The 24,207-nt window shown below is 73.7% G+C and carries 25 protein-coding genes; 16 read left to right on the plus strand and 9 right to left on the minus strand.

Going from position 1 to position 24,207, the window contains the following annotated elements:
* Positions 1-12: 12 nt before the first annotated feature.
* Positions 13-453 (minus strand): hypothetical protein, encoded by a 441-nt coding sequence (locus tag V6U81_RS07560; RefSeq protein WP_334485858.1) that lies wholly within the window; start codon positions 451-453, stop codon positions 13-15.
* 187 nt (positions 454-640) lie between these two features.
* Between V6U81_RS07560 and V6U81_RS07565 the strand changes: the two genes are divergently transcribed.
* Complete coding sequence (locus tag V6U81_RS07565; RefSeq protein ID WP_334485860.1) at positions 641-841, plus strand: hypothetical protein; 201 nt, start codon at positions 641-643, stop codon at positions 839-841.
* 100 nt (positions 842-941) lie between these two features.
* On the opposite strand, the gene V6U81_RS07570 is transcribed toward V6U81_RS07565, so the two are convergent.
* Positions 942-1,748 carry a hypothetical protein gene (locus V6U81_RS07570; protein WP_334485862.1) on the minus strand — a complete coding sequence of 269 codons (807 nt, stop codon included), beginning with the start codon at positions 1,746-1,748 and terminating at the stop codon, positions 942-944.
* Positions 1,749-1,821: 73 nt separating this feature from the next.
* Here V6U81_RS07570 and V6U81_RS07575 point away from each other — a divergent pair, with 73 nt between their 5' ends.
* The 3 genes from V6U81_RS07575 (at position 1,822) to V6U81_RS07585 (ending at position 4,508) form a co-directional block, all read left to right on the plus strand.
* Positions 1,822-3,252: an RNB domain-containing ribonuclease gene (locus tag V6U81_RS07575; protein WP_334485864.1), complete on the plus strand. Its 1,431-nt coding sequence runs from the start codon at positions 1,822-1,824 to the stop codon at positions 3,250-3,252.
* A gap of 69 nt (positions 3,253-3,321) precedes the next feature.
* A complete protein-coding gene (gene npdG, locus V6U81_RS07580) occupies positions 3,322-4,020 on the plus strand; it encodes an NADPH-dependent F420 reductase (protein WP_334485866.1) in 699 nt (232 codons plus the stop codon).
* 47 nt (positions 4,021-4,067) lie between these two features.
* Positions 4,068-4,508 carry a VOC family protein gene (locus tag V6U81_RS07585; RefSeq protein ID WP_334485868.1) on the plus strand — a complete coding sequence of 147 codons (441 nt, stop codon included), beginning with the start codon at positions 4,068-4,070 and terminating at the stop codon, positions 4,506-4,508.
* A 97-nt stretch (positions 4,509-4,605) separates the two neighbouring features.
* On the opposite strand, the gene panB is transcribed toward V6U81_RS07585, so the two are convergent.
* Positions 4,606-5,451 carry a 3-methyl-2-oxobutanoate hydroxymethyltransferase gene (gene panB, locus V6U81_RS07590; protein WP_334485870.1) on the minus strand — a complete coding sequence of 282 codons (846 nt, stop codon included), beginning with the start codon at positions 5,449-5,451 and terminating at the stop codon, positions 4,606-4,608.
* A 135-nt stretch (positions 5,452-5,586) separates the two neighbouring features.
* Positions 5,587-7,347 (minus strand): NAD+ synthase, encoded by a 1,761-nt coding sequence (locus tag V6U81_RS07595; protein ID WP_334485872.1) that lies wholly within the window; start codon positions 7,345-7,347, stop codon positions 5,587-5,589.
* Between the two features lie 228 nt (positions 7,348-7,575).
* Here V6U81_RS07595 and glnA point away from each other — a divergent pair, with 228 nt between their 5' ends.
* Positions 7,576-8,925: a type I glutamate--ammonia ligase gene (glnA, locus tag V6U81_RS07600; RefSeq protein WP_334485874.1), complete on the plus strand. Its 1,350-nt coding sequence runs from the start codon at positions 7,576-7,578 to the stop codon at positions 8,923-8,925.
* Positions 8,926-8,935: 10 nt separating this feature from the next.
* Here glnA and V6U81_RS07605 read toward each other — a convergent pair whose 3' ends face one another.
* Together V6U81_RS07605 and V6U81_RS07610 are read right to left on the minus strand one after the other, a co-directional pair.
* A complete protein-coding gene (locus V6U81_RS07605) occupies positions 8,936-9,619 on the minus strand; it encodes a class I SAM-dependent methyltransferase (RefSeq protein ID WP_334485876.1) in 684 nt (227 codons plus the stop codon).
* Positions 9,553-9,774 carry a hypothetical protein gene (locus V6U81_RS07610; RefSeq protein ID WP_334485953.1) on the minus strand — a complete coding sequence of 74 codons (222 nt, stop codon included), beginning with the start codon at positions 9,772-9,774 and terminating at the stop codon, positions 9,553-9,555. The genes V6U81_RS07605 and V6U81_RS07610 overlap by 67 nt, the downstream gene beginning before the upstream one ends.
* Positions 9,775-9,968: 194 nt before the next feature.
* On the opposite strand from V6U81_RS07610, the gene V6U81_RS07615 reads away from it, so the two are divergent.
* The 9 genes from V6U81_RS07615 to V6U81_RS07655 all read left to right on the plus strand — a co-directional run bounded on the left by V6U81_RS07615 (position 9,969) and on the right by V6U81_RS07655 (position 17,862).
* A complete protein-coding gene (locus V6U81_RS07615) occupies positions 9,969-10,394 on the plus strand; it encodes a DUF350 domain-containing protein (protein ID WP_334485878.1) in 426 nt (141 codons plus the stop codon).
* 29 nt (positions 10,395-10,423) lie between these two features.
* Entirely contained in the window at positions 10,424-11,116 is a 693-nt protein-coding gene (locus tag V6U81_RS07620) for a helix-turn-helix transcriptional regulator (RefSeq protein WP_334485880.1), read from the plus strand.
* A gap of 84 nt (positions 11,117-11,200) precedes the next feature.
* Positions 11,201-13,165 carry a sigma-70 family RNA polymerase sigma factor gene (locus V6U81_RS07625; RefSeq protein WP_334485882.1) on the plus strand — a complete coding sequence of 655 codons (1,965 nt, stop codon included), beginning with the start codon at positions 11,201-11,203 and terminating at the stop codon, positions 13,163-13,165.
* Between the two features lie 157 nt (positions 13,166-13,322).
* On the plus strand, positions 13,323-13,691 hold the full coding sequence (locus V6U81_RS07630) for a VOC family protein (RefSeq protein WP_334485884.1): 369 nt from the start codon (positions 13,323-13,325) through the stop codon (positions 13,689-13,691).
* A 309-nt stretch (positions 13,692-14,000) separates the two neighbouring features.
* Positions 14,001-15,233: a glycosyltransferase 87 family protein gene (locus V6U81_RS07635; RefSeq protein WP_334485886.1), complete on the plus strand. Its 1,233-nt coding sequence runs from the start codon at positions 14,001-14,003 to the stop codon at positions 15,231-15,233.
* Between the two features lie 152 nt (positions 15,234-15,385).
* Positions 15,386-16,063, plus strand: coding sequence for a GPP34 family phosphoprotein (locus V6U81_RS07640; protein WP_334485888.1), 678 nt, complete (start codon positions 15,386-15,388; stop codon positions 16,061-16,063).
* A gap of 476 nt (positions 16,064-16,539) precedes the next feature.
* Complete coding sequence (locus tag V6U81_RS07645) at positions 16,540-16,938, plus strand: hypothetical protein (protein WP_334485890.1); 399 nt, start codon at positions 16,540-16,542, stop codon at positions 16,936-16,938.
* Positions 16,939-17,000: 62 nt separating this feature from the next.
* A complete protein-coding gene (locus tag V6U81_RS07650; RefSeq protein WP_334485891.1) occupies positions 17,001-17,399 on the plus strand; it encodes a hypothetical protein in 399 nt (132 codons plus the stop codon).
* A gap of 52 nt (positions 17,400-17,451) precedes the next feature.
* The gene (locus V6U81_RS07655) at positions 17,452-17,862 is read left to right on the plus strand and encodes a hypothetical protein (RefSeq protein ID WP_334485893.1); all 411 of its coding nucleotides are present in this window, start codon (positions 17,452-17,454) and stop codon (positions 17,860-17,862) included.
* A 309-nt stretch (positions 17,863-18,171) separates the two neighbouring features.
* Here V6U81_RS07655 and V6U81_RS07660 read toward each other — a convergent pair whose 3' ends face one another.
* Complete coding sequence (locus V6U81_RS07660; RefSeq protein ID WP_334485895.1) at positions 18,172-18,633, minus strand: hypothetical protein; 462 nt, start codon at positions 18,631-18,633, stop codon at positions 18,172-18,174.
* A 126-nt stretch (positions 18,634-18,759) separates the two neighbouring features.
* Positions 18,760-19,689 (minus strand): S66 peptidase family protein, encoded by a 930-nt coding sequence (locus V6U81_RS07665; protein ID WP_334485897.1) that lies wholly within the window; start codon positions 19,687-19,689, stop codon positions 18,760-18,762.
* Positions 19,690-19,769: 80 nt separating this feature from the next.
* Between V6U81_RS07665 and V6U81_RS07670 the strand changes: the two genes are divergently transcribed.
* Together V6U81_RS07670 and V6U81_RS07675 are read left to right on the plus strand one after the other, a co-directional pair.
* Complete coding sequence (locus V6U81_RS07670; protein WP_334485899.1) at positions 19,770-20,537, plus strand: type 1 glutamine amidotransferase; 768 nt, start codon at positions 19,770-19,772, stop codon at positions 20,535-20,537.
* Between the two features lies 1 nt (position 20,538).
* A complete protein-coding gene (locus tag V6U81_RS07675) occupies positions 20,539-23,562 on the plus strand; it encodes a bifunctional [glutamine synthetase] adenylyltransferase/[glutamine synthetase]-adenylyl-L-tyrosine phosphorylase (RefSeq protein ID WP_334485901.1) in 3,024 nt (1,007 codons plus the stop codon).
* 12 nt (positions 23,563-23,574) lie between these two features.
* On the opposite strand, the gene V6U81_RS29310 is transcribed toward V6U81_RS07675, so the two are convergent.
* Positions 23,575-24,195, minus strand: coding sequence for an SAM-dependent methyltransferase (locus V6U81_RS29310; protein WP_477463157.1), 621 nt, complete (start codon positions 24,193-24,195; stop codon positions 23,575-23,577).
* Positions 24,196-24,207 lie beyond the last annotated feature (12 nt).

The raw sequence follows: 24,207 nt of genomic DNA on the forward strand, positions 1-24,207 counted from the left end.
CCGGTGGCCCCGTCACGCCGGGCAGGGCAGCCGCTCCAGCGTCGCCGGCCCGGGCGCCGGGCCCACCACCTGCGCGAAGCACCCCGCGGCGGTGGCCCGCTGCCAGCCGAAGACCGTCGCCGCGGTCTTCGCCACGCGTACCCGGAAGACCAGCCGGACCCCGTCGCGACCCGGCACGTCACTCTCGACGGCGAGCACCTCCACGCCGTCGACCTCGGTCGCGGCCCGGCGCAGCCGCTCCCGCGACGCCGTCGGGTCGGCGAGCAGCTCACCCCGCGCGCGCTGCGCCGTCGCGGTCACCTCGCGGTCGGCGCGCCGCTCCAGTCGCCGCTGCGAGTGGTCCCGCAGCAGCGGCACCGCCACCACCACTCCGACCACCGCCACGATCGCGACCACCGCCACGACGACCAACCCACGTCGTACCCGGACCGTTGTTCCTCCCCCGAAACGCACCGCAGGATTCTCCGCCACCGACCGCCCTCCCGGCTGCCCCGTCCGCCCTCCCGGGCGCCCCGTGACCGGCCGCGACGGATTCCGCGGTTCCGCTCCCCGCCCCCGTCGGCACGTCTACTGTGGATGTCATCGGCGACTTTTGGCGGTTCCGGTGGCGGCCGGACTGCTCGCGGTGCACAGTGATCTCATGAACGACAGCGGAAGTGGTGGGCACTACTACTGGTGCACGCGACACCACCGGGTCGAGACCGATGCCGACGTGTGCCCTGCGAAGCACGTTCTCGGACCGTACGACTCGGCCGCCGACGCGGAGAACGCCCTCCAGCAGGTGCGGGAGCGCAACGAAGCGTGGGAGGCCGAGGACGCCCGTTGGGCCGGGGAGGGCTGACAAACGGCGCGGGACGGCCCGTGCCGAGGAACTCCGCACCTCCGTGAGGAGGGGCGCGGGAGCATGTCCCCAAGGAGGGAACCGAGATGGCCGAAGCACGTCAGGCCACCACCCGCCCGGCCGCCAGGAAGACCGCCGCGGCGGCGCGCGGCGCCGGCGCGACCCGGAACACCGCGGCACGCCGGTCCACCACCGCCACGGTGGCCGCCGACAAGGCCGCTCCCAGCGCGGCGGGCGCCGGCTCCGGCCGGTCCCCGGCGAGCGCGGCCACCGTCGCGAAGAAGACGGCCGCGAGGAAGACCACGGCGGCGGCGAAGACCACCGCGAAGAAGGCCCCCGCCTCGAAGACCACCGCGAAGAAGGCACCCGCCGCGAAGACCACGGCGAAGAGGGCCACCGCCGCGAAGATCACCGCCAAGAAGGCGCCGGCCCGCAAGACCGCGGCGAAGGGCACGGCAGCGGCGAAGAAGACCACCGCGACCGCGAAGAAGACCACCGCGGCGGCGAAGAAGACCACCGCCACCAGGGCGGCCACCGGCGCTCGCAAGGTCACCTCCACGGGTACGAAGGCCACCGCCCCGGTCCGGAAGAGCACCGGCGCGGCGAAGAGGACCACGGCCGCGGCGAAGACCACGGCCGCGGCGAAGAAGACCACCGCGGCGAAGAAGGCCCCGGCGAAGAAGATCACCGCGAAGAAGGCCCCGGCCTCGAAGACCACCGCCAAGAAGGCACCGGCGAAGAAGGCCACCGTCAGCTCCTCGACCGCCACCCGCAAGGCGGCCGCGAAGAAGGCGCCCGCGAAGAAGACCACCGCCAAGAAGGTGACCGCCCGCAAGGCCACGACCCGGACCGCCGCCGCCCGGGCCGCGGCGCCGGCCAGCGCCCGGTCCCGGGCCCGGAAGGCCACCGGCTGACCGTACGCCGACCGTTACCGCTTCGCCGGAGAGCGGATCACCCGCGCCACTGCCAAGATTGACCTCGTGGTCATCCGACGCGTACTGGCGCCCCGCATCGACTTCGGCGCGCTGCGCCGCGAGCTGGGACTGCCCGCGGCCTTCCCGCCCCCGGCGCAGCGCGAGGCGGACGAGGCGGCCGCCGCGCCGCTGCCTGAGCGGGCCGACCGGACCGACGTCCCGTTCGTCACGGTCGACCCGGCCAGCTCGCGCGACCTCGACCAGGCGATGCACCTGAGCCGCCGGGCCGGCGGCTACCGGGTCCGGTACGCCATCGCCGACGTCGCCGCGCACGTCCGCCCCGGCGGCCCGCTGGAGGAGGAGACCTGGCGGCGCGGCCAGACCGTCTACCTGCCCGACGGCAACGTGCCGCTGCACCCGCACAGTCTCAGCGAGGGCGCGGCCAGCCTGCTGCCCGACGTCGACCGGGCGGCCGTGGTCTGGACCATCGACCTCGACGGCGACGGCGCCACCGTCGCCGTCGCCCTGGAACGCGCCCGGGTGCGCAGCCGCGCCAAGCTGGACTACGTCGGCGTCCAGGCCGACGCGGACGCCGGGCGGCTGCCCGAGCCGATCGCCCTGCTGCCCGAGATCGGCGCCCTGCTCACCGCCCGCGGGCTGCGCCGTGGCGCGATCAACCTGCCGCTGCCGGAGCAGGACGTCGAACCCGACGGCGACGGCTGGCGACTGGTGCTGCGCGGCCCCAGCCCGATGGAGGACCACAACGCCCAGATCTCCCTGCTGACCGGGATGGCCGCCGCCGACATCATGCTGGCCGGCCGGATCGGCCTGCTGCGGACCATGCCCCGGCCGAAGCCGGAGGCGGTGGCCCGGCTGCACGCGGCGGCCGCCCCGCTGGGCGTGGACTGGCCGGACGGAACGGGCGTCGGCGAGATCCTGGTCCGGCTGGACGCCTCCCAACCCCGGGCCGCCGCCTTCATCGACCAGGCGGCCGAGCTGATGCGCGGGGCGGCGTACACGGCGTTCGACGGCGAACTGCCGGAGCAACCCGAGCACGGCGGGGTGGCGGCCGCGTACGCCCATGTCACCGCGCCGCTGCGCCGGCTGGCCGACCGGTACGCCACCGAGGTGTGCCTGGCCCTGCACGAGGGGCGGCCGGTGCCCGACTGGGCGCGGGAGGCGCTGCCGAAGCTGCCCGAGGTGATGGCCACCACCGACCGGACGGCCGGCGCCGCCACCCGGGGCGCGGTCGAGCTGGCCGAGGCAGTGCTGCTGGAACACCGGGTGGGGGAGACCTTCGAGGCGGCCGTGCTGGACGTCGACGCCCCGCCGAACGGGCAGTCGAAACCGAGCCGCCCGCTCGGCGGCACGGTGGCGCTGGACGCCCCGCCGGTACGCGCCCGCTGCACCGGTGAGCTGCCGCTCGGCGAGCGGGTCCGGGTTCGCCTGGTCACCGCCGACCCGGTCACCCGCACCGTCCTCTTCGCGCTGGCCTGAGCCGGGCAGCGGGGATTGTCACAGCGCCTCGCGCTGCTGCCGCCCGGCCTCGTTTGCGAGGATGACGGCATGGCTTACGACGCGACCACGCTGCCCGACGTGTCCGGGCTGACCGTCGGCATCATCGGCGGCACCGGCGACCAGGGGCGGGGCCTCGCCTACCGGTTCGCCCGTGCCGGGCAGACCGTGCTGATCGGTTCCCGTTCCGCCGAGCGCGCCGCGGAGGCCGCCGCCGAGATCGCCGCGCTGCCCGGGATGCCGGCCGGCGTCGACCTCACCGGCGCCGACAACGACGAGGTGGCCCGGCGCAGCGACGTCGTCGTCATCGCCGTGCCGTGGGACGGCCACGCCGCCACCGTCGCCGCCCTGGCCGGGCCGCTCGCCGGCAAGATCGTGGTGGACTGCGTCAACCCGCTCGGCTTCGACAAGCAGGGCCCGTACGCGCTGACCGTGCCCGAGGGCAGCGCCGTGCAGCAGGCCGCCGGGCTGCTCCCCGACTCCCGGGTCTGCGCGGCGTTCAACCACGTCAGCGCGCCGCTGCTGGCCGACCCGGAGGTCGACCGGATCGACCTCGACGTGCTGATCTGCACCGAGGACCGCGAACTGGTCGACATCGTCGGCGCGCTGGCCGCCCGGATCCCCGGCATGCGCGGCATCTACGCCGGCCGACTGCGCAACGCCCACCAGATCGAGGCGTTCACCGCCAACCTGATCGCCATCAACAAGCGCTACAAGGCGCACGCCGGGATCCGCGTCACCGACCTCTGAGGTCGGGTCGTCCGACGGGTGTCGCATGCCGGGCGCATCATGGCCGGATGGAATGGCAACTGGTGATCGACTGTCGGGATCCGTCGCGCCTCGTGGCGTTCTGGGCGGAGGCGCTGCGCTATCGGCCGCAACCGCCGCCGGACGGGCACCCGACCTGGCGGGACTGGTATCTGTCCGTCGGCGTCCCGGCCGACGAGCTGGAGGGCGACTGCGTGGACCGGTTGGAGGACCCGACCGGGGCGGGCCCGCGGATCTGGTTCCAGCCCGTCCCGGAGGTCAAGTCGATCAAGAACCGGCTGCACATCGACCTCAAGGTCGGTGGCGGCCGGGCGGTGCCGGTGGCGCAGCGCCGGATCACGGTCGACGCCGAGGTCGCCCGGCTGACCGCGCTCGGCGCGCGGATTCTGGGGTCGATGGACGATCCGGAGAACGGCTACTACTCGTTCCAGCTGGCCGACCCCGAGGGCAACGAGTTCTGCGTGGTCTGACCGGCTCGGCGGTCGTGGTGGGTGTGCCGGCCGTCCAGTGCTTCCGAAGAGTGTCCCGGCGGTGCGACGGCTGGCCGCACCGCCGGGACGGCGTACCTCAGAAGGTGTGTTCGGCGGCGGGGAACTCGCCGGCGCGGACCTCGTCGGCGAACCGGCGGGTCGCCTCGGTGAGCGCGCCGGCCACGTCGGCGTAGCGCTTCACGAAGCGCGGTGCCTTGCCGGTGCGCAGGCCGGCCATGTCCTGCCAGACCAGCACCTGCGCGTCGGTGTCCGGCCCGGCGCCGATGCCCACGGTCGGGATCGGCAGCTCGGCGGTGATCCGCTTGGCCACCTCGCCCGGCACCATCTCCAGCACCACCGCGAAGGCGCCCGCCTCGGTCACCGCCCGGGCGTCGGCGAGCACCTCGTCGGCGGTGTCGCCCCGGCCCTGCACCCGGTACCCGCCCAGGGTGTGCTCGCTCTGCGGGGTGAAGCCGATGTGCGCCATCACCGGGATGCCGGCGCCGACGATCGCGGCGATCTGGTCGGCGCAGCGCCGGCCACCCTCCAGCTTGACGGCGTGGCAGCCGCCCTCCTTCATGAACCGCACCGCCGTGCGCAGCGCCTGCGTCGGGCCCTCCTCGTACGAGCCGAAGGGCAGGTCGCCGACGATCAGCGAGTGCCGGGTCGCCCGGACCACGGCCCGGACCAGCGGCAGCAGCTCCTCGGCGGTCACCGGGAGGGTGGTCTCGTAGCCGAAGACGTTGTTCGCCGCCGAGTCGCCGACCAGCAGCACCGGGATCCCCGCCTGGTCGAAGATCGCGGCGGTGTACTGGTCGTACGAGGTGAGCATCGACCAGCGGTCGCCACGCTCCTTGGCGGCGATCAGGTCGCGGGTACGGACCCGCCGGGTGACCGGGCCGCCGTAGAGGGCGGTCACCTCGGCCGGAGTGGACTCCACCATCACTGTCTCCTTCCTCGAGGCCGCCTTCGCGGTCCCCGGGTTGCACCGCGATCGTCGCACCGCTCGACCCGGCGACGGCAGGGCGGAGTGCAGGATTTCACTCCGCCCCGCCTGGCCCGGCGCGGCGGAAGGAGGTCAGCCGTGCTCCCGCCAGCGGTTGGTGATCGGCAGCCTGCGGTCCCGGCCGAACGCCTTCATGGAGATCTTCGCGCCCGGGGCGGACTGCCGGCGCTTGTACTCGGCGGTGTCCACCATGCGGAGCACCCTGTCGACCACCGCCGGGTCGTGACCGGACTCGACGAGCCCGTCGCGGCCCAGGTCGCCGTCGACGTACCCGATCAGGATCGGGTCGAGCACGTCGTAGTCGGGGAGGCTGTCGCTGTCCAGCTGGCCCGGGCTCAGCTCCGCCGACGGCGGCTTGCCGATCGAGCTCTCCGGGATCGGGGCGGTCGTGCCGCGCCGCTCGGCGTCCGCGTTGCGCCACTTCGCCAGCCGCCAGATCAGCGTCTTCCAGACGTCCTTGACCGGGTTGAAGCCGCCGACCGAGTCGCCGTAGAGGGTGGAGTAGCCGACCGCCAGCTCGCTCTTGTTGCCGGTGGTGAGGACCAGGTGGCCCTCCTGGTTCGACAGCGCCATCAGGATCACGCCGCGTACCCGGGCCTGGAGGTTCTCCACCGCCACCCCGGAGAGCGACATGTTGGCCAGGAAGGTGTCCACCATGGGCTGGATCGGCTCGATCCGGTAGTCCAGCCCGGTCCGCTTGGCCAGGTCCTCCGCGTCGGCCCGGGAGTGCTCCGACGAGTGCTGGCTGGGCAGCGACACCCCGACCACCCGCTCCGGCCCGAGCGCGTCCACGGCGATCGCGGCCACCACCGCCGAGTCGATGCCGCCGGAGAGGCCCAGCACCACCGAGGGGAAGCGGTTCTTGTTGACGTAGTCGCGCAGGCCCAGCACCAGCGCGTGCCAGACCTCCGCCTCGTCGGCGACCGGCTCCAGCACGCCGCCGTCGGCCGCCGGGCCCGTGGGGGCCGCCGGAACGGCGTCGACGGTACGACGGACCAGCCGCATCCCGTCCGCCAGCTCGCCGGCCTCACCGGCGTCCGCCGCCGCCCCGGCCAGCTCCACGTCGTGCACCATCAGGTGCTCGACGAACTGGGGCGCCCGGGCGAGCAGCGTGCCGTCCGCCGCCACGATCATCGAGTCGCCCTCGAAGACCAGCTCGTCCTGGCCGCCGATCATGTTGACGTACGCGATCGGGGCGCCCGCCTCGGCGGCCCGGCGGCGGACCAGCGGCAGCCGGATGTCGTCCTTGTTCAGCTCGTACGGCGAGCCGTTGATGTTGACCACCAGCCCGACGCCGGCCTGCCGGGCCACCGCGAACGGGCCGCCGGCCTGCCACAGGTCCTCGCAGATGGTCAGCGCGACGTCCACCCCGCCGACCCGCACCACGGTGAGGGTGTCGCCGGGCACGAAGTAGCGGTCCTCGTCGAAGACGCCGTAGTTGGGCAGGTGGTGCTTGAAGTAGGTGGCGACGATCCCGCCCCGGTGCAGCAGAGCGGCCGCGTTGCGGGCCCCCCGGCCCGGCTCGGCGTCCCCGCTGACCTGCGGCGGGCCGTCGGCGTCCAGGTAGCCGACCACGACCGGCAGGTCACCGAGGCCGTCGGCGGCCAGGTCGGCGGCGAGCCGTTCCAGGGCGGCCTTCGAGGCGGCGACGAAGGAGCGGCGGAAGACCAGGTCCTCGACCGGGTACCCGGTCAGCATCATCTCCGGGAAGGCGACGAGCTGGGCGCCGGCGTCGGCGGCGCGCCGGGTCCAGGAGCGGACCAGCTCGGCGTTGCCGGCGAGGTCGCCGACCGTCGGATTGACCTGGCAGAGAGCGAGACGCAGGGTGGGCATGTCCTCATCTTGCCCCAGCGCCCGCACGGCGATCCGGCACCTCGGGGGAGACGGCGGACACCCTCCGCCGCGCGGGACCGGCGGCCGCCGGTCGATGGGGCGGGACACGGCGGGACGGCGGGCGGCGGGTCGCGTAACGTCGGCGTAACGAGGCCCGGGGAGACTGGGCGGTCAGGTCGGGCAGAGCCCGGTCGAAGGCGGACAAGAGTGTCGCGAGGGGTTGGGGAAGTGGACCGTCAGCAGGAGTTCGTCCTCCGTACGCTGGAAGAGCGGGACATCCGGTTCGTCCGGCTGTGGTTCACCGACGTGCTCGGCACGCTCAAGAGCGTCTCGGTGGCCCCCGCGGAGCTGGAGGCGGCCTTCGAGGAGGGCATCGGTTTCGACGGCTCGGCGATCGAGGGCTTCGCCCGGGTCTTCGAGTCCGACATGGTCGCCATGCCCGACCCGACCACCTTCCAGGTCTTCCCGTTCGAGGGCGGGGTCAGCGGCGAGAGCGCCCGGATGTTCTGCGACATCCTGCTCCCCGACGGCGGCCCGTCCTGGGCGGACCCGCGGCACGTGCTGCGCCGGATGCTGTCCCGGGCGGCCGAGAAGGGCTTCACCTTCTACACCCACCCGGAGATCGAGTTCTTCCTGCTGGAGAACGGAGCGCAGGACGGCTCGGTGCCGACCCCGGTGGACACCGGCGGCTACTTCGAGCACACCACCCACGCCGTCGCGCGGGACTTCCGCCGGCAGGCGGTGCTGGCGTTGGAGCGGATCGGCATCTCGGTGGAGTTCAGCCACCACGAGGTCGCCCCCGGCCAGCAGGAGATCGACCTGCGCTACGCCGACGCGCTGACCACCGCCGACAACATCATGACCTTCCGGCACGTGGTGAAGGAGGTGGCGCTCTCCACCGGGGTGCAGGCCAGCTTCATGCCGAAGCCCTTCACCGACCAGCCCGGCAGCGGCATGCACACCCACCTGTCGCTGTTCGAGGGGGAGCGCAACGCGTTCCACGACGCCGGCGACCCGATGAAGCTCTCCAAGGTGGCGAAGTCCTTCATCGCCGGCCTGCTGATGCACGCCCGGGAATACACCGCGGTCACCAACCAGTGGGTCAACTCGTACAAGCGGCTCTTCCCGCTGGCGCTGCCGGACCGGATCACCGAGAGCCCGGCGTACGTCTGCTGGGGTCACCTGAACCGTTCCGCGCTGGTCCGGGTGCCGGCGTACGGCAAGCCGAACTCGGCCCGGGTGGAGGTCCGCTCGCTGGACTCGGCGGCCAACCCGTACCTGGCCTTCGCGGTGATGCTGGGCGCCGGCCTCAAGGGCATCGAGGAGGGCTACGAGCTGCCCCCGGGCGCCGAGGACGACGTCTGGTCGCTGACCAGCGCCGAGCGTCGGGCGATGGGCTACGAGGCGCTGCCGGAGAACCTGGCCGAGGCGATCGACGTGATGGCCGGCTCGGAGCTGGTCGCCGAGGTGCTCGGCGAGCACGTCTTCGACTTCTTCCTGCGCAACAAGCGCGCCGAGTGGGAGCAGTACCGCCGCGAGGTCACCCCGTACGAGCGGCAGCGCTACCTGTCGCTCTAGGCGGGCGCGATCAGGCGGGGCGTTCGGCGAGGGTGTAGCGCACCCGCTGGGTCAGCCGGATCGTCCCGTCGTCGCCGCGGAGCCCGTGGACGAAGTCGGTGGTGGCTCGGCGTACCGTCTCGCGCTCGCCCTCGGCGACGGCGTCCCAGAAGGCACGCTGGCCGTGCGACATGGAGAACGCGTGCCAGTGGTCGGGGTCGGTGAAGACGGCCTCGATGTCGAGCCCGACGGTGCGTACCCGCTGGTAGCCGGTGGCCGTCAGCAGCTCCTCGACGCCGGCGTCGCTGGCGAACGGGCCGGCGGTGCCGCTGGTGCGGGCGTCGAGCAGCTGTGGCGGCAGGTGCGGCCGGAAGATCTCGTCCAGCTCCTCCCAGCGGGGGTCCCGGTCGGAGAAGGTGGCGACGCCCAGCCGACCGCCGGGCACCAGCAGCTCCCACCAGGCCCGCAGCGCCGCCGCCGGGTCGGGCAGGAAGAACAGCACCAGCGACGAGGCCACCAGGTCGTAGCCGCCGGCCGGCAGGTCGGGGGCGGCGGCATCCATCAGCCGTACGTCCACCTGGGCCAGTCCGCGCCGGGCCACCTCGGCCCGGGTCGCCGCCACCATCCCGGGTGCCAGGTCGACACCGGTCACCGACCCGGTCGGCCCCACCGCTTCGGCGAGCGGAAGGAGGACCGCTCCCCGCCCGCAGCCCACGTCCAGGGCGCCTTCGCCGGGCCGGGGGGCGAGCTCCCGGACCAGTCCCTGGGCGATCGGGTGAACCAGGGCACCCCGACGTTGTCGTACGTGCCGGCCACCCGGTCGAAGAGGGCGGCCACCCGGGCGCTGCGCGCACTTCCCGCTGGGTCCATGCTGGCGATTCTCGTCCCGCCCGTCCCGCCGGCACAGCCCCGTACGGTCAGCCGGCGCCGCCGCGCCGGGCGGTGATCCGCCCGACGGGCGCGCAGGACAGGGCCCGCGGGACTGCCGGCGATGGCGCGGTCCCGCTATCGTCTCGATCACCGCGCCGGCACCCTCGCCGGGCGTAGAGGTCGGGAGGCTGTCGGTGCTGGAGGATCTGCTCACCGGGGCATGGCAGAGCGTCGTGTTCGGGATCGTCGGGGTGGGGCTGATGGCGGCCGGCTTCGTGCTGGTCGACCTGCTCACGCCCGGGAAGCTGCGGGAGCTGATCTGGGTGCACCGCAACGGCAACGCCGGGTTGCTGCTCGCCGCCAACCAGCTCGGCATCGCCGGGATCGTCTTCACCGCGATCCTGACCAGCTACAGCGACTTCGGCAAGGGACTCGCCTCGACGGTGATCTTCGGGCTGATCGGGCTGGGCATCATGGCGCTGGCCTTCTTCGTGCTCGACATGCTGACCCCGGGACGGCTCGGCGAGATCATCTGCTCGGACGAGCCGCATCCGGCGGCCCGGGTCAGCGCCGCCACCCACTTCGGCGCCGCGCTGATCGTCTGCGCCTGCATCGCCTGAGTGTCGTACCCCGGGCTTAGCTTCCGGGGGTGAACCGCACCGACCGTCTCTACGCCCTGGTGGAGGAGTTGCGGGCGGTGTCGCCGCGGCCGCGCAGCGCTCGCTGGCTGGCCGGGCGGTTCGAGGTGAGCATCCGCACCATCGAGCGGGACATCGCCGCGTTGCAGGCCGCCGGGGTGCCGATCTGGGCCGAGCCGGGCCGCACCGGTGGCTACGCGGTCGACCGGGCGCACACCCTGCCCCCGGTCAACCTCACCGCCGCCGAGGCGGTGGCGATGGCGGTGGCGCTGCACCGGCTGGGCGGCACCCCGTTCGCCGGGGCGGGCGCCACCGCGCTGCGCAAGCTGCTCGCGGTGCTGCCGGCCGCCGACGCCGCCGAGGCGCGCCGGCTGGCCGGCCGGGTGCACCTGATCGGTGACGGGCCGGCCACGCCCGTCCCGGCCACCGTCGCCGACGCGGTCGCCGCGCGCCGCGTGCTGCGCCTGCGGTACGCCGACCGCGCCGGCGCCGACTCGCTCCGCGAGGTCGAGCCGCTGGGCTACCTCGGCAACCCGTCGCACTGGTACCTGGTGGCCTGGTGCCGGCTGCGCGACGGGCTGCGCTGCTTCCGTACCGACCGGATCCGCGCGGTCGAGGCGCTGCCCGAGGCGGTGACCCGGGAGCTCCGGGTGGACGATCTGGACATCCCGCACGGGCGGGTCCGCGCGCTGAGCCTGGTCTGAGCGGTTTTCCGTTATCGGCCGGGCGGCCGCCCGTCTCCGTAAGAGAAAGGGGCACGACCCGTCCGACGCACGAAGGTGGGAGACATGCGGGAAAACGGTCGCGGTGGACCCGACCCGGGCACCGTCGCGGCGGCCCGCGACGGTGACTCCGCGGCGCTCGACGCGCTGGTGGCGCAGTCGCTGCCGCTGGTCTACAACATCGTCGGCCGGGCGCTGCGCGGGCATTCCGACGTCGACGACGTGGTGCAGGAGACCCTGCTGCGGGTCGTTCGGCACCTGCCCGGCCTGCGGGAGCCCGGGGCGTACCGGTCCTGGCTGGTGGCGATCACCGTCCGGCGGATCCGGGACCACGAGCAGCACCGCCGGGCGGAGGCGACCGTGGGCGCCGGGCTGGACGCCGCCGTGGAGCTGCCCGACCCCGGTGCCGACTTCGCCGCGGCGACCATCCTCCGGCTCGGCCTGACCGACCAGCGGCGGGAGGTCGCCGAGGCGACCCGCTGGCTGGACCCGGACGACCGGCCCCTGCTCGCCCTCTGGTGGCTGGAGGCGACCGGCGCGCTGCAGCGGGCCGACCTGGCCGCCGCGCTGGACCTGTCGCCGGCGCACGCCGCCGTGCGGGTACGCCGGATGAAGGAGCAGCTCCAGCTGGCCCGCACGGTGGTGCGGGCGGTGCACGCCCGGCCCGGCTGCCCGGGGCTGACCGACGTCGCCCGGGAGTGGGACGGCCGGCCGGGGCCGCTGTGGCGCAAGCGGCTGGCCCGGCACGTCCGCGACTGCGGCGTCTGCGCGGCGTACGCCGACGACCTCGTCCCGGTCGAGCGGCTGCTCGTCGGGCTGTCCCTGCTTCCGGTCCCGCCGCACCTCGCCGCCCAGCCGGTCCCGCCGCCGGCTGTCCCCATGCCGGACGGGGCGCCGTCGACCGCCAGCCGGCCGGTCGGGTCCGCCGGTGGCGGATCCGATGGCGCCGCGGGCCCACGGCCGGGTCCGGAGCCCACCCGCCGGGCGGGCGTCCCCGCGGGCGGGCGGCGGTTGCTCGCGCCGGTCTCCGCCGCGGTGGCCGTCTGCCTGCTGGCCGGGGTGCTCGCCGTGGCCCACCTGACCGACGGGGGCGGGGCGTCCGCGCCCGCGCCGGCCGAGCGTCTGACCGGCGGGCGGTTCGCCACTCCGACGGCCGCCGTCGCGCCGAGCGGCGCCGTCGCCACCCCGCCGTCGCCGAGCGCGCCGCCGCGTACCCCGGCCGCCGCCACCCCCCGCACCACCGCGACCCGGGCCACGGCGTCACCCACGGCCGCGCCGGCCGCCGCGCCGGTCGTCTCCTCGGCCGGTAAGGGCGTCGGGGTGTGGACGTTCCCCGGGGTGGACCGGGCGCTCGACGGGTCCGGGGCCGGTTGGTACTACACCTGGAACACCAGTCACCAGGGCGTCAGCACCCCGAGCGGCACCGAGTTCGTGCCGATGATCTGGGGGGCGAAGAGCGTCACCCCGACCGGCCTGGCCCAGGCGCGGCAGGCCGGGCGTTACCTGCTCGGGTTCAACGAGCCGGACATGGCGGGTCAGTCGAACATGACGCCGGAGCAGGCCCTCGACCTGTGGCCGCAGCTGGCGGCGACCGGCCGGCAGCTGGGCAGCCCGGCGGTCGCCTTCGGGGGTGCCACCCCGGGCGGCTGGCTGGACCGGTTCATGGCCGGCGCGAAGGCCCGCAGCCTGCGGGTCGACTTCATCGCCCTGCACTGGTACGGCGGCGATTTCCGGACCGCCGAGGCGGTACGCCAGCTCCGGTCGTACCTCCAGGCGGTGTACGACCGTTACCACCTGCCGATCTGGCTCACCGAGTTCGCGCTGATCCGGTTCTCCGGCGGGGCGGTCTTCCCGTCCCAGGGGGAGCAGGCGGCGTTCCTCACCGCGGCCACCCGGATGCTGGCCGGGCTGCCCTGGCTGCGCCGGTACGCCTGGTTCGGGCTGCCGGCCAGTGACAAGGACCGGTCCGGGCTGTTCCGCAGCGGTCCCGCCGTGACGGAGGTGGGCCGGGCCTTCCAGGCGGCCCGCTGACCCGGCGCCCGTAGCGGCCGGACGCGGGACGCGCCGGCCGGATCGGCGAACACCGGCCGGATCGGAAACACCGACAGGACGTTGTCGCCGACGGGGGCGAGGCTGACTCCCGACGACGCCGGCCGACCGGGCCGGCGCGGGATGCAGGAGGCAGCACATGTCCACCACGCCCATCACCTGGTTCGAGATCGGCACCGACCGGCCGGACGAGGCGGAACGCTTCTACGGCGAGCTGTTCGGCTGGTCCTTCGAGGAGCAGGGCGCCGGCGGGTCGTACCGGGTTACCGGGGCCGGCGGGGAGACGGGGATCGGCGGGGCGATCCGGGCGACCGAGGGAGGCTCGCCCAACTACGCGATCTTCTACGCGGGGGTGGCCGACGTGGCGGAGGCCTGCCGGCGCGCCGAGGCCGCCGGCGGAAAGGTGCTGGTGCCGCTGGTGACGGCGCCGAGCGGGCTCACCTTCGCCCACCTGGCCGACCCGGCCGGCAACCACATCGGCGTCTTCACGCCGCCGCCGGCCGGCTGACCGGCGCTGCCGACGTGGCGGTGTCCCGGTCGCCGGACACCGCCGCCTCGCCGATCCCGAGCCGATGGCGCCGCGACAGTGCTACTGGCGCGGCTGCCCACGGTGGGTGATTCGGCGCGTTCTCCGACGAATGCCGGCTGTTATCCTCGCGTAGCCCATCGTGCCGGCCCGGCGGGTTCCAGCCGGTGCGGTGGTGGCCTGCGATCCGGCGCTGCGGCTGTCGGTGCGGACGACGCAGCCGACGAAGGAGGCGCCATGCCGCCCGCAGCACGGGCACCGCGCGATGTCCGGGTACCCCGACCTGGAGCCGTGGTCTTTCGTGTCGGCGCCGTGGTCGCGACGACCTCCATCGCGGCTCTGACGTATCTCCTGTACGGCAACCGCCACCATTTCTACGATCTGCACATCTACTACGACGCCCTGAGGTGGTGGGCCGAGGGGCACCCGCTCTACGACTATTCGAGACCGGACGAGGTGCAGGGACTCCTGTACTTCACCTACACCCCGTTCGCGGCCCTCGTCATGTACCCCATCGCCTTCCTGCCCTTTGCTGCGGTCGCTCTGATCTTCACCGGCCTGACCGTGGCGGCCACCTACATCGCCACGGCGTGGCTCTGCCGGATGGTGAAGGACGGTTGGCGAGGAGCGTCGCCCTGGTACCTGGCGGCACTGGTGACCCCACTGCTCCTCCTGGTGGAGCCTCTGCGCGAGACCATCACCCTCGGGCAGATCAATCTGCTGCTGGTGCTCCTGATCCTGGTGGATTTCGCCTACTGCCTACCGAGGGGGCACCGGTTCGCCGGCATCGGGATCGGGCTGGCCACCGCGATAAAGCTCTTCCCGGGCATCTTCATCCTGTACCTGCTCGCCACGCGCCGTTGGCCCGCGGCGGTGGTGGCGATGGCGGCGGCATCCGCCGCGACCGTGCTGGCCGGGCTGGTGGCACCCGGTACCTCGTGGCGATTCTGGACAGACGCCCTGTGGAGCACCGAACGGGTCGGACGTCTCGACTACACCGGTAACCAGTCCCTGCTGGGACTGTGGAGCCGGCTGGTGGCGCCGGAGCCCGCCAGCCGACCGCTCTGGCTGATCTCGGCGCTGCTCGTGGTGTTCGTGGGAATACGACGTGCCGCCCGGGCGGCGGCGGCCGGCGACGAGCTGTTGGGGCTCACGATCACCGGGCTCGTCGGCGGCCTGGTCAGTCCGATCACCTGGCCACACCACATCTTCTGGCTGCTTCCGGCGCTGCTCGTGCTGGTGGGCCGGGCGACCGCTGCCGACACCCGGGTCGCTCCTCGCGCGCTCACACTCCTGGCGGTGGCCGGCGTCTACGCCGTCGCCTTCTACGGCGTCGTGTCCTTCACCAACCGGGGCGACGCCGTCGAGCGGACCGACAGCGTGCCCGAGTTCGTGCTGCGCAACCTGCTCGTCCTGGTCGCCCTCGCGCTGGTCTTTCTCGTCCCGGTGCGAGGGCGCGCGGACGTGGGTGGCGTCGACGCCGGGAAGGAAGCGGGCGTTCGGTCCCTCCACCGTCCGGCGTGACCCGTCGCGGTCATGGTCTTCGCTCAATGGCTGTACTGGCGGAGGGGAGCCGCGTCACTGGCCTCCGTGGGTCAGGATGGGTGCGGGCGACCGCGGTCCGGCTCTGCGAGTGGTTGCGGGCCTGCCGGGAAGAGCCAGCGAAAGGACGTCCCATGCCCGACCTTGCCGAGCAGATCCTGGAACTGTTGACGGACCCGACGTCGGGTCGACCGCTCGTCTCCCCAGCACAGATGGACGCCGTGGTGGCCGGCGCTCTGCTTCTGGACCTGCTGGCCGCTGGAAGAGTGAGGACCGTGGCGGAGGGGCGACGTCGGTCCGCCCGGCGGTGGGAGGTCGTCGATCCGCCCCTCACCGGCGACGCGGTGCTGGACGGCGCCGCTGCCGTGCTGGCGGCAGGACGTGTCTCCACGTTCAAGGCTGTCGACCTGCTGGCGCCCTATGCCCGGACGGCGGTGCTACGGGTGCTCGTGTCACGTGACGTGTTGCGGCACGAGCGGGTCGTGGTGGGCGGGGTCTTCCGGGTCGACCGGTGGTTGCCCGCAGCCGCGGCCAACCGGCCGGCCCTGCGGCAGCGGCTGGCATCCGTGCTCGTCGGTGACGCCCCTCCCTCGGGTGACGCTGCTCCGCTGATCGCCCTGCTGGACGCGGCCAATGCCCTTGCGCTGGTGTTCGGCGAGGTCCCGCGAAAGAAGGCGGCCCGGGTGCTTCGACTGATCGAAGCCGATTGGCGCGAGCGTGAGGTTCGAGCCGCCGTCCTGGAGGTGGTGACCGCGCTGGAGGAGAGAGACGCGGTGCTGGCGGCGGTAGCCGCAGCAGCGGCCGCCACCTGACCGGACCTCCCGGGCCGTTTCGGGCTGCCGGGAGACGGCCCGAGCCGTGGAAACCTCTCGCCCGGGGCGGGCGCCTTTCCGCGGTCATTCACGCGCCATGGTCGGCGCGGGCCACCGCTCCGAGGAGAGCGCTCCATATCGGCAGTTCTGTGCGACATCAACTTTCCACTTACCTAATTAATCGCGCTCCACGGACCCGTTATCGAACCGTGATACGCCACTCTTCGTCGCCACGCGTGGCGGTACTGTCCACATTCGACTGCTTTTGGGATGCCTCCGTTCACGCTGGGTAGTGTCAATGGCGCGGTGTCTTCGACCATGCGCCCGCTATGGGGACACACGGTCAAAATCAACGACTGTATGGTCCATTCCGAGGTCAATCGCGGTGCGGATCGATAGCGATTGACCGGTCGGGGAAAACAGCGGGAGGGTTCATGAAAGTTGTCCTACGGTTCCTTGTCGGATTGTCGTTGGTAATGGCTGGTGTCGGCCTCTCGGTGTCACCGGTCCAAGCGGCGGAACGTGTGTCGCAGCAGGCGGGTGCCGCCGCCGCTTCCTGTTCCAAGATCTTCGACATCGGCAGGACCTACAAGAGTGGCAGAGCGGTCAACGGCGAAGGCAGTTACACCGACTGCGGCAACCAGCAGATCGAGGTCACCATGGAGAAATACAAGGGCCTCGGCGTGTGGCTCACGGTCAAGGGTCCGCTGATCAGAACCTCGAGCGGGATCCAGCCCATCTCGTACAACTGCAGCGGGAAGGGCACGCAGACCTACCGGGCGAAGGTGAAGTTGTTCGGGCCGGACGGTGGCCGCGGTTGCGCGTGCAAGCTGATCGGCACGAAGACGTCGAACGAGATCCGCGTCAGTTGCTGATGCCTCGCCGAATGCCGATGTGAAGGCAAGGACGAAATCGTATGAAACGCTCAATGCTCTTGGTGCGACTGCTGACCGCTTCTTCCCTCGTGGCCGGCTCCCTGGTCGCGACGGGTTCCCCGGTCAGCGCGGCGATCGACTGCCGCAGGGGCACCCAGATGGACATCGGATACACCATCAAGCAGGACGGCAAGATCAAGGGATCGGCCAGTTACACCAGTTGCTCGAATCGACCCATCACGCGTGCCGAGATCTGGATCCGTCGAGGCGGCGGACGCCTGTTCGCCACAAAGGTGGAGATCAAGAACATCGCGACCCCTTCCCAGCGCGAGTTCTCGCCGAAGGACCTGTGGTGCAACGGCAAGGCGCGGGCCACGTTCGACACGTTCGTCGTCTTCTATCACCCCGGGGGCGGGAAGACCGAGCTCAATTCCAACGACATCCGAGTTCCGTGTGACTAGGAACAGGTCCTCCCGACGAGGGGTGCACATGCGACGACAAATAGCGCAGACGGTGGCCCTGATCAGTCTGCTGGCCGCGTCGGTGTTCGGCGTCCAGGCGCCGGCCCAGGCGGCGATCAACTGCGCCAGGGGCACTCAGATGGACATCGGCTACACGATCAGGGACGGCGACCTGATCAGAGGGTCGGCGAGCTACACCAGCTGCGCCAACCGGCGCATCACATCGGTGGACATCTGGATCAGGCGACGGAACAAGATCACGGGATGGGCGAAGCTCTCCCAGACGCACGTGCGGATCACGGGCATCGGTACGCCGTCCCAGAAGTCGTTCTCACCCAAGGACTACGGATGCTCGAATACCGATGACGACTACTGGCTCTTCGACACCTACGTGGAGTTCCACCACAGTTCGGGCACCACGAAGCTGAACTCGAACGACGTGCGGGTGACCGGCTGTCGGTAACCTTCGCTGATCCGCGGCGGGGCAATGTCGCCGGTTCCCGGCGACCGCGGTCGCCCGGCGACACCGCACATCGGCAGTCCATGGACGAGGGGGGCGCTTCGGCGCCCCCCTCGTTCCACGCGAGCACCTCGGACTGCGTCGACGCCACGCACCGGCGAGGCGCCGCGCCGCAGGGAGATCCGGGCGCCCCAGCCGGCCGGGCCCCGTCGCATGGGGCGTCGGAGACGGGGCTGAGGTGGCCCCGCCGCGGGGGCTGACCGGCCGGGAGGAGAGGGAGTGGCCGGGCGAGGGGGCGGCGGGGCCACGGGGTCACCTGCCGGGCATGCCCTCGGGGCCGCCGTGGTGGCCGCGGCCACCACCGCCGGGGAAGACGCCGGCCTCCACGGCCTTGGTGATCGCATCGGCCTGCTCCTGGGTGAGCTTGCCGTCCTTGACCGCCTGGTCGAGCCGCTCCTTGAGCTGCGCCTGCCGGTCCTCGGTGGACGGCCGCTCCGGCCGGTCGGCCTTCTGCTGCTCGCGCACCTTCTCCAGGGCGGCGGTCACCTTGTCGGTGGAGACGCCCAGCTCCTTGGCGAGCGCCTCGGCGAACGCGTTCTGCCGGTCGGCCCGCTGCTGCTGCCGGTCGGTGCCCTGATCGCTGCTGCTGGCGCTCGGCGTCGGGGTGGCGCTGTCCTCGGCGAAGGCCACCGTGGGGGCGGCGATCCCCACGCCGAGCACTCCGGCGGCGGCCAGGCCGGCCAGCAGGTGCTTCTTCGACATCGTGCGGGACATCAGTCCTCCAGCTGTTCGGTGGTAGTGCGATGACGTCACCGACAGTGACCAGTGAACCTGGAGGAACCCCGTCCCGACCCTGTCAGCCAGCTGGCAATCCGGCCGACAGAGCGGGCGAAAACGGAATCAGCGGACGGCGGGGGAGACGGTGAGGGTGCCGGCGTCGGCGTCCAGGGTGGCGCGGGTACCCACCGGGACGGTCAGCTGCCCGACCCCGTGACCGATCGGCAGCCCGCCGAGCACCGGCACGCCCAGGTCGCCCAGGCGCTCGGTGAGCACGTCCACGACGGTGGTGTCCCAGCCGTCGGCGCACTCGGTGAACTGGCCCACCGCCACCCCGGCGATCCCGTCCAGCGCCCCCGCCCGGCGCAGGTGGGTGAGCATCCGGTCGACCTTGTACGGCGGCTCCTGCACCTCCTCGACCAGCAGCACCGCCCCGGTCAGGTCCGGCATGTCCGGCGTGCCGATCGACGCGGTGATCAGGCAGAGGTTCCCGCCGAGCAGCGGCCCCACCGCCCGCCCCGGCACCCGGACGCCGAAGGTCTCCTCCCCCGCCAGCGCGGCCACGGCGACCGGCGCGGTGGTCATCAGCGCGGCGTGCAGCGACTCCGCCGACGCCAGCGGGGTGCGCTCGTCCAGCCAGGCCGCCCCGGGGCCGTGCACGCCGGCCAGCCGGGCGCCCCGCCAGAGCGCGAACTGCAACGCGGTGATGTCGGAGAAGCCGGCCACCACCTTCGGGTCCCGGCGTACCGCGGCCATGTCGATCAGGTCGACCACCCGCTGCGCGCCGTAGCCGCCCCGGGTGCAGACCACCCCGCGGATCCCGGGGTCGGCGAATGCGGTGTTCAGGTCGGCGGCGCGCAGCTCGTCGCCGCCGGCCAGGTAGCCCTGCCGGGCGTACGCGTTGGGGGCAAGCACCGGACGCAGCCCCCAGCCGGTCAGCAGCTCGATGCCGCGGGCCACCCGCTCCGGCCGGGTCGGCCCGGACGGCGACACCAGCATCACCGCGTCGCCGGGACGCAGGGCCGGTGGACGCAGGCAGTCTTCGGTGATCACAGCGGCCGAGCGTAGCGGTCGTCGGGGCGCGGGCCGAGCCGTTCCGGGTCGATCCCGACCCACCCGATAGCCTCGACACCGTGGCGACCGCGCTGGTGATCGAGAACGACCCGACCGACGACCTCCGCCGGCTGGGGGATTGGCTGACCGAGGGGGGCCTGGAACTGCGGGTGCTCCGCCCGTACGCGGGCGACGAACTCCCCGCCGACCTGACGGGGTACGCCGCGCTGGTGGTGCTGGGCGGCGAGCAGCAGGCGTATCCGCTGCCCGACGGCAGCCCCGGCGCGCCCTGGTTCCCGGCGTTGGAGGGGCTGCTGCGCAAGGCGGTCCGGTACCGCCTGCCCACCCTCGGCGTCTGCCTCGGCGGGCAGTTGCTCGCCACCGCGCACGCCGGTCTGGTGGAGCGCAGCCCGTCCGGCCCCGAGGTCGGCCCCGGGGTGGTCGGCAAACGGGACGCCGCCGACCACGACCCGCTCTTCCGGTACGTGCCGCTGATCCCGGACGTGCTCCAGTGGCACTCCGACGAGATCACCGAGCTGCCCCGGGGGGCCACCCTGCTGGCCGCCTCGACCCGCTACCCGCACCAGGCGTTCCGCCTCGGTGACCGGGCCTGGGGCCTGCAGTTCCACATCGAGTGCGACACCGCGATGATCGCCGACTGGGCCCGCGGCTCCGAGCTGCTGGCCGAGCTGGGCTACGACGAGGAGCTGGTGGTGGCCGCCTGCGACCGGGTGATGGCCGACGTCGAGGAGGTCTGGCAGCCGTTCGCCATCCGGTTCGCCGCGCTCGCCCTCGGCGAGCTGGACGACGACACCACCCGCCACAGCCTGCCGCTGCTCGGCCACTGAGATGACCAGACCGGCCAGGGGGCGGCTCGCCCGGTACGGCTTCGGCGCCGCCGAGGGCGGCGGCGAGGCCCGCGCGGCCGACCTGCTCGGGCCGGACGGGCTCGGGCTGTGGCGCCTCGACGAGCAGGAGCCCGCCGACGAGCGGGCCGCCGAACTGCTGGCCGGACTCTCCCGGGCCGCCGACCCCGACCTGGCCCTGCGTCAGCTGCACCGGCTGGTCGAGGCGGAACGCCGGGCCGCCGACACCGCTGGGACCGAGTCGGCGCTGCTCGACGCCCTGCACGCGGACGCGGGCCTGCGCCGCCGGCTGGTCGCCGTGCTCGGCGCATCCTCGGCGCTCGGCGACCACCTGGTGGCCAACCCCGCCCAGTGGACGGTGCTCTCCACCGCCCCGGACGGGCTCGCCCCCATCGCCGAGGGCCGGCTCGACCTGGCGCTGGCCGGGCGGCTGACCGCCGCCACCCAGCCGACCGCGGTGCTCCGGCAGGCGTACCGGCTGGCGCTGCTGCGGATCGCGGCGGCCGACCTGACCGGCGGCCGCGGCCTGGAGCAGACCATGGCGGCGCTCTCCGCGCTGGCCGACGCCACCCTCGCCGCGGCGTACCGGATCGCCGTCGACGAGCTGCCCGATCCGACGTCCCCGCCGCGGCTGGCCGTGGTGGCGATGGGCAAGTGCGGCGGCGACGAGCTGAACTACGTCTCCGACGTCGACGTGATCTTCGTGGCCGCCGACGACGAGGACCTCACCGCCGCCACCATGATCGCCACCCGCCTGATCCACATCTGCGGCCTGGTCGCCTGGCCGGTGGACGCCGCGCTGCGCCCCGAGGGCAGCCGGGGGCCACTGGTGCGCACCCTCGCCAGCCACCTCGCGTACTACCAGCGGTGGGCCCGGACGTGGGAGTTCCAGGCGCTGCTCAAGGCCCGGCCGGCCGCCGGCGACCTCGACCTCGGCCGGGAGTGGATCGAGGCGCTCGCCCCGCTGGTCTGGCGGGCCGCCGAGCGCCCCGAGGCGGTCTCCGACGTCCGGGCCATGCGCCGGCGGATCATCGAGAACATCCCGCCCAAGGAGCTGGAACGCGAGATCAAGCGCGGCTCGGGCGGGCTGCGCGACATCGAGTTCGCGGTGCAGCTGCTGCAACTGGTGCACGGCCGCGGTGACGAGTCGCTGCATTCGGGGGGCACCATCCCGGCGCTGCGCGCGCTGGTCGCCGGCGGCTACGTCGGCCGGGCCGACGGGGAGGCGCTGCTGCGCGGGTACCGCTTCCTGCGCGGCGTCGAGCACCGGCTCCAGCTCCAGGGCCTGCGGCGTACCCACACCGTGCCGACCGAGCCGGCCGCGCTGCGCTGGCTCGCCGCCGCGCTCGGCTACACCGCCGCGCCGGGCCGCAGCGCCGTCGAGGCGTTCCGGGCCGACTGGGTCGCCCACGCCGCCGAGGTACGCCGGCTGCACGCAAAGCTGCTCTACCGGCCGCTGCTGGAGTCGGTGGCCCGGGTGCCCGCCGACGGGTTGCGGCTCACCCCGGAGGCCGCCCGGCACCGGCTGGAGATCCTCGGCTTCGCCGACCCGGCCGGGGCGCTGCGTCACCTCCAGGCGCTCACCGGCGGGGTGAGCCGGACGGCCGCCATCCAGCGCACCCTGCTGCCGGTGCTGCTCAGCGAGTTCGCCGACGCCCCCGAGCCGGACCGCGGGCTGCTCAACTACCGGCAGGTCTCCGACAAGCTCGGCAGCACCCCCTGGTACCTGCGGCTGCTGCGCGACGAGGGCCCGGTGGCCCGCCGGCTGGCCCGGGTGCTCTCCTCGTCCCGGTACGCCGCCGACCTGCTCGCCCGCGAGCCGGAGGCGCTGCGCCTGCTGGCCGAGGAGAGCGAGCTGGCCCCCCGTGGCCAGGAGGTGCTCTGCGACGGCTTCGCCGCCGCGGCGGCCCGCTATCCCGACCCGGAGCAGGCCACCCGGGCGGTGCGCGCGCTGCGCCGCCGGGAGCTGGTCCGGATCTCCTGCGCCGACCTGCTCAGCCGGGCCGGCGGGCTGGCCCCGCGCCCGGAACGAGGCTCGACGGCCGCGCCGCTGGCCGACATCACCGCGGTCGGCACCGCGCTGGCCGACGTCACCGACGCCACCCTGGCGGCGGCGCTGCGGACCGCCCGGGCCGCCCAACCGGGGCCGCCCGGGCTGCGTTTCGCGGTGATCGGCATGGGCCGGCTCGGCGGGTACGAGTCGAACTACCTCTCCGACGCCGACGTGCTCTTCGTCTACGACCCGCCGGCCGGGGCGGTCGAGAGCACGGCCAGCGCCGCCGCGCACCAGATCGCCGAGGAGCTGCGCCGGCTGCTCGGCATGCCCGCCCCCGACCCGCCGCTCGGCGTCGACGCCGACCTGCGTCCGGAGGGCCGGCAGGGCCCGCTGGTGCGCAGCCTCGCCGCGTACGCCCAGTACTACGCCCGCTGGTCGAAGGTGTGGGAGGCGCAGGCGCTGCTGCGGGCCCGGTTCGTCTGCGGCGACGCCGACCTGGGCGCCGAGTTCGAGGCGATGGTCGCCCCGGTCCGCTGGCCGGTCGACGGGCTGACCCGGGAACAGGTGGTGGAGATCCGTCGGATCAAGGCCCGGGTGGAGCACGAGCGGCTGCCCCGGGGCGCCGACCCGGCCACCCACACCAAGCTGGGCCGGGGTGGCCTCGCGGACGTCGAGTGGGCGGTGCAGCTGCTCCAGCTCCGGCACGCCGGCACCCATCCCGAGCTGCGCGGCACGCGTACCCTCGACGCCCTCGCGGCGGCCCGGGACGCCGGACTGGTCGACCCGGCGGACGCCGCCGAGATGGCCGCCGGCTGGACCCTCGCCGCACAGGTCCGCAACGCGTTGATGCTGGTCCGGGGCCGGGCCGGCGACCAGTTGCCCCGGCACGGGGTGGAGCTGGCCGGGGCGGCCCGGCTGCTCGGCCGGGAGGACCCGGGCGAGTTCCTCGACGAGTACCTGCGCACCGCGCGGCGGTCCCGCGCCGCGATGGAACGGGTGATGGAGGCCTGAGCCGTCCCGCCGTCAGCGGCGGCGCACCAGCACCAGGTGGTCGACCAGGGTGCCGTGCTCGCCGTCGTGGCCGGTGACCTCTCGACGCGGGGCGTCGAGCCGTTCGGTGAGCCAGGCCGCCGGGTCCAGGTCGAGCGCGGCGAGGGTCTCCTCCGGGGTGGGGAAGCGGACGTCCGGGTGGGCGAGGCGGCTCCACGGCGGGACCTCGCCGTGCTCCACGACGAGCAGCCGACCGCCGGGTGCCACCGCCCGGGCTGCGGCGCGCAGCACCTCGGTCCGGGGGAAGTCCAGCGGCGACTGGAGGAACTGCGCGGAGACCAGGTCGAACCGGCCCGTCGGGAAGGTCCGGGCGAGATCGTGCCGCTGGAAGTCCACCAGGGACGACACCCCCGCCCGGGCCGCCTCCGCCGCGGCCCGGTCCAGGGCGGTGGTGGAGACGTCGACGGCGGTGACCCGCCAGCCCCGGCCGGCGAGCCAGAGCGCGTCGCCGCCCTCGCCGCAGCCGAGGTCCAGCGCGGTGCCGGCCGGCAGCGCGCCGGCGACCTCGGCCAGGTGCGGGTTGACCCGCCCGCTCCAGACCCGCTCCCGCCGCTGGTAGAGCTCGTCCCAGTGCCGCGCGGTCTCCGCGTCCACCGCGCCGGAGCC

Source organism: Micromonospora lacuserhaii, from assembly GCF_036902735.1.
GTDB lineage: Bacteria > Actinomycetota > Actinomycetes > Mycobacteriales > Micromonosporaceae > Micromonospora.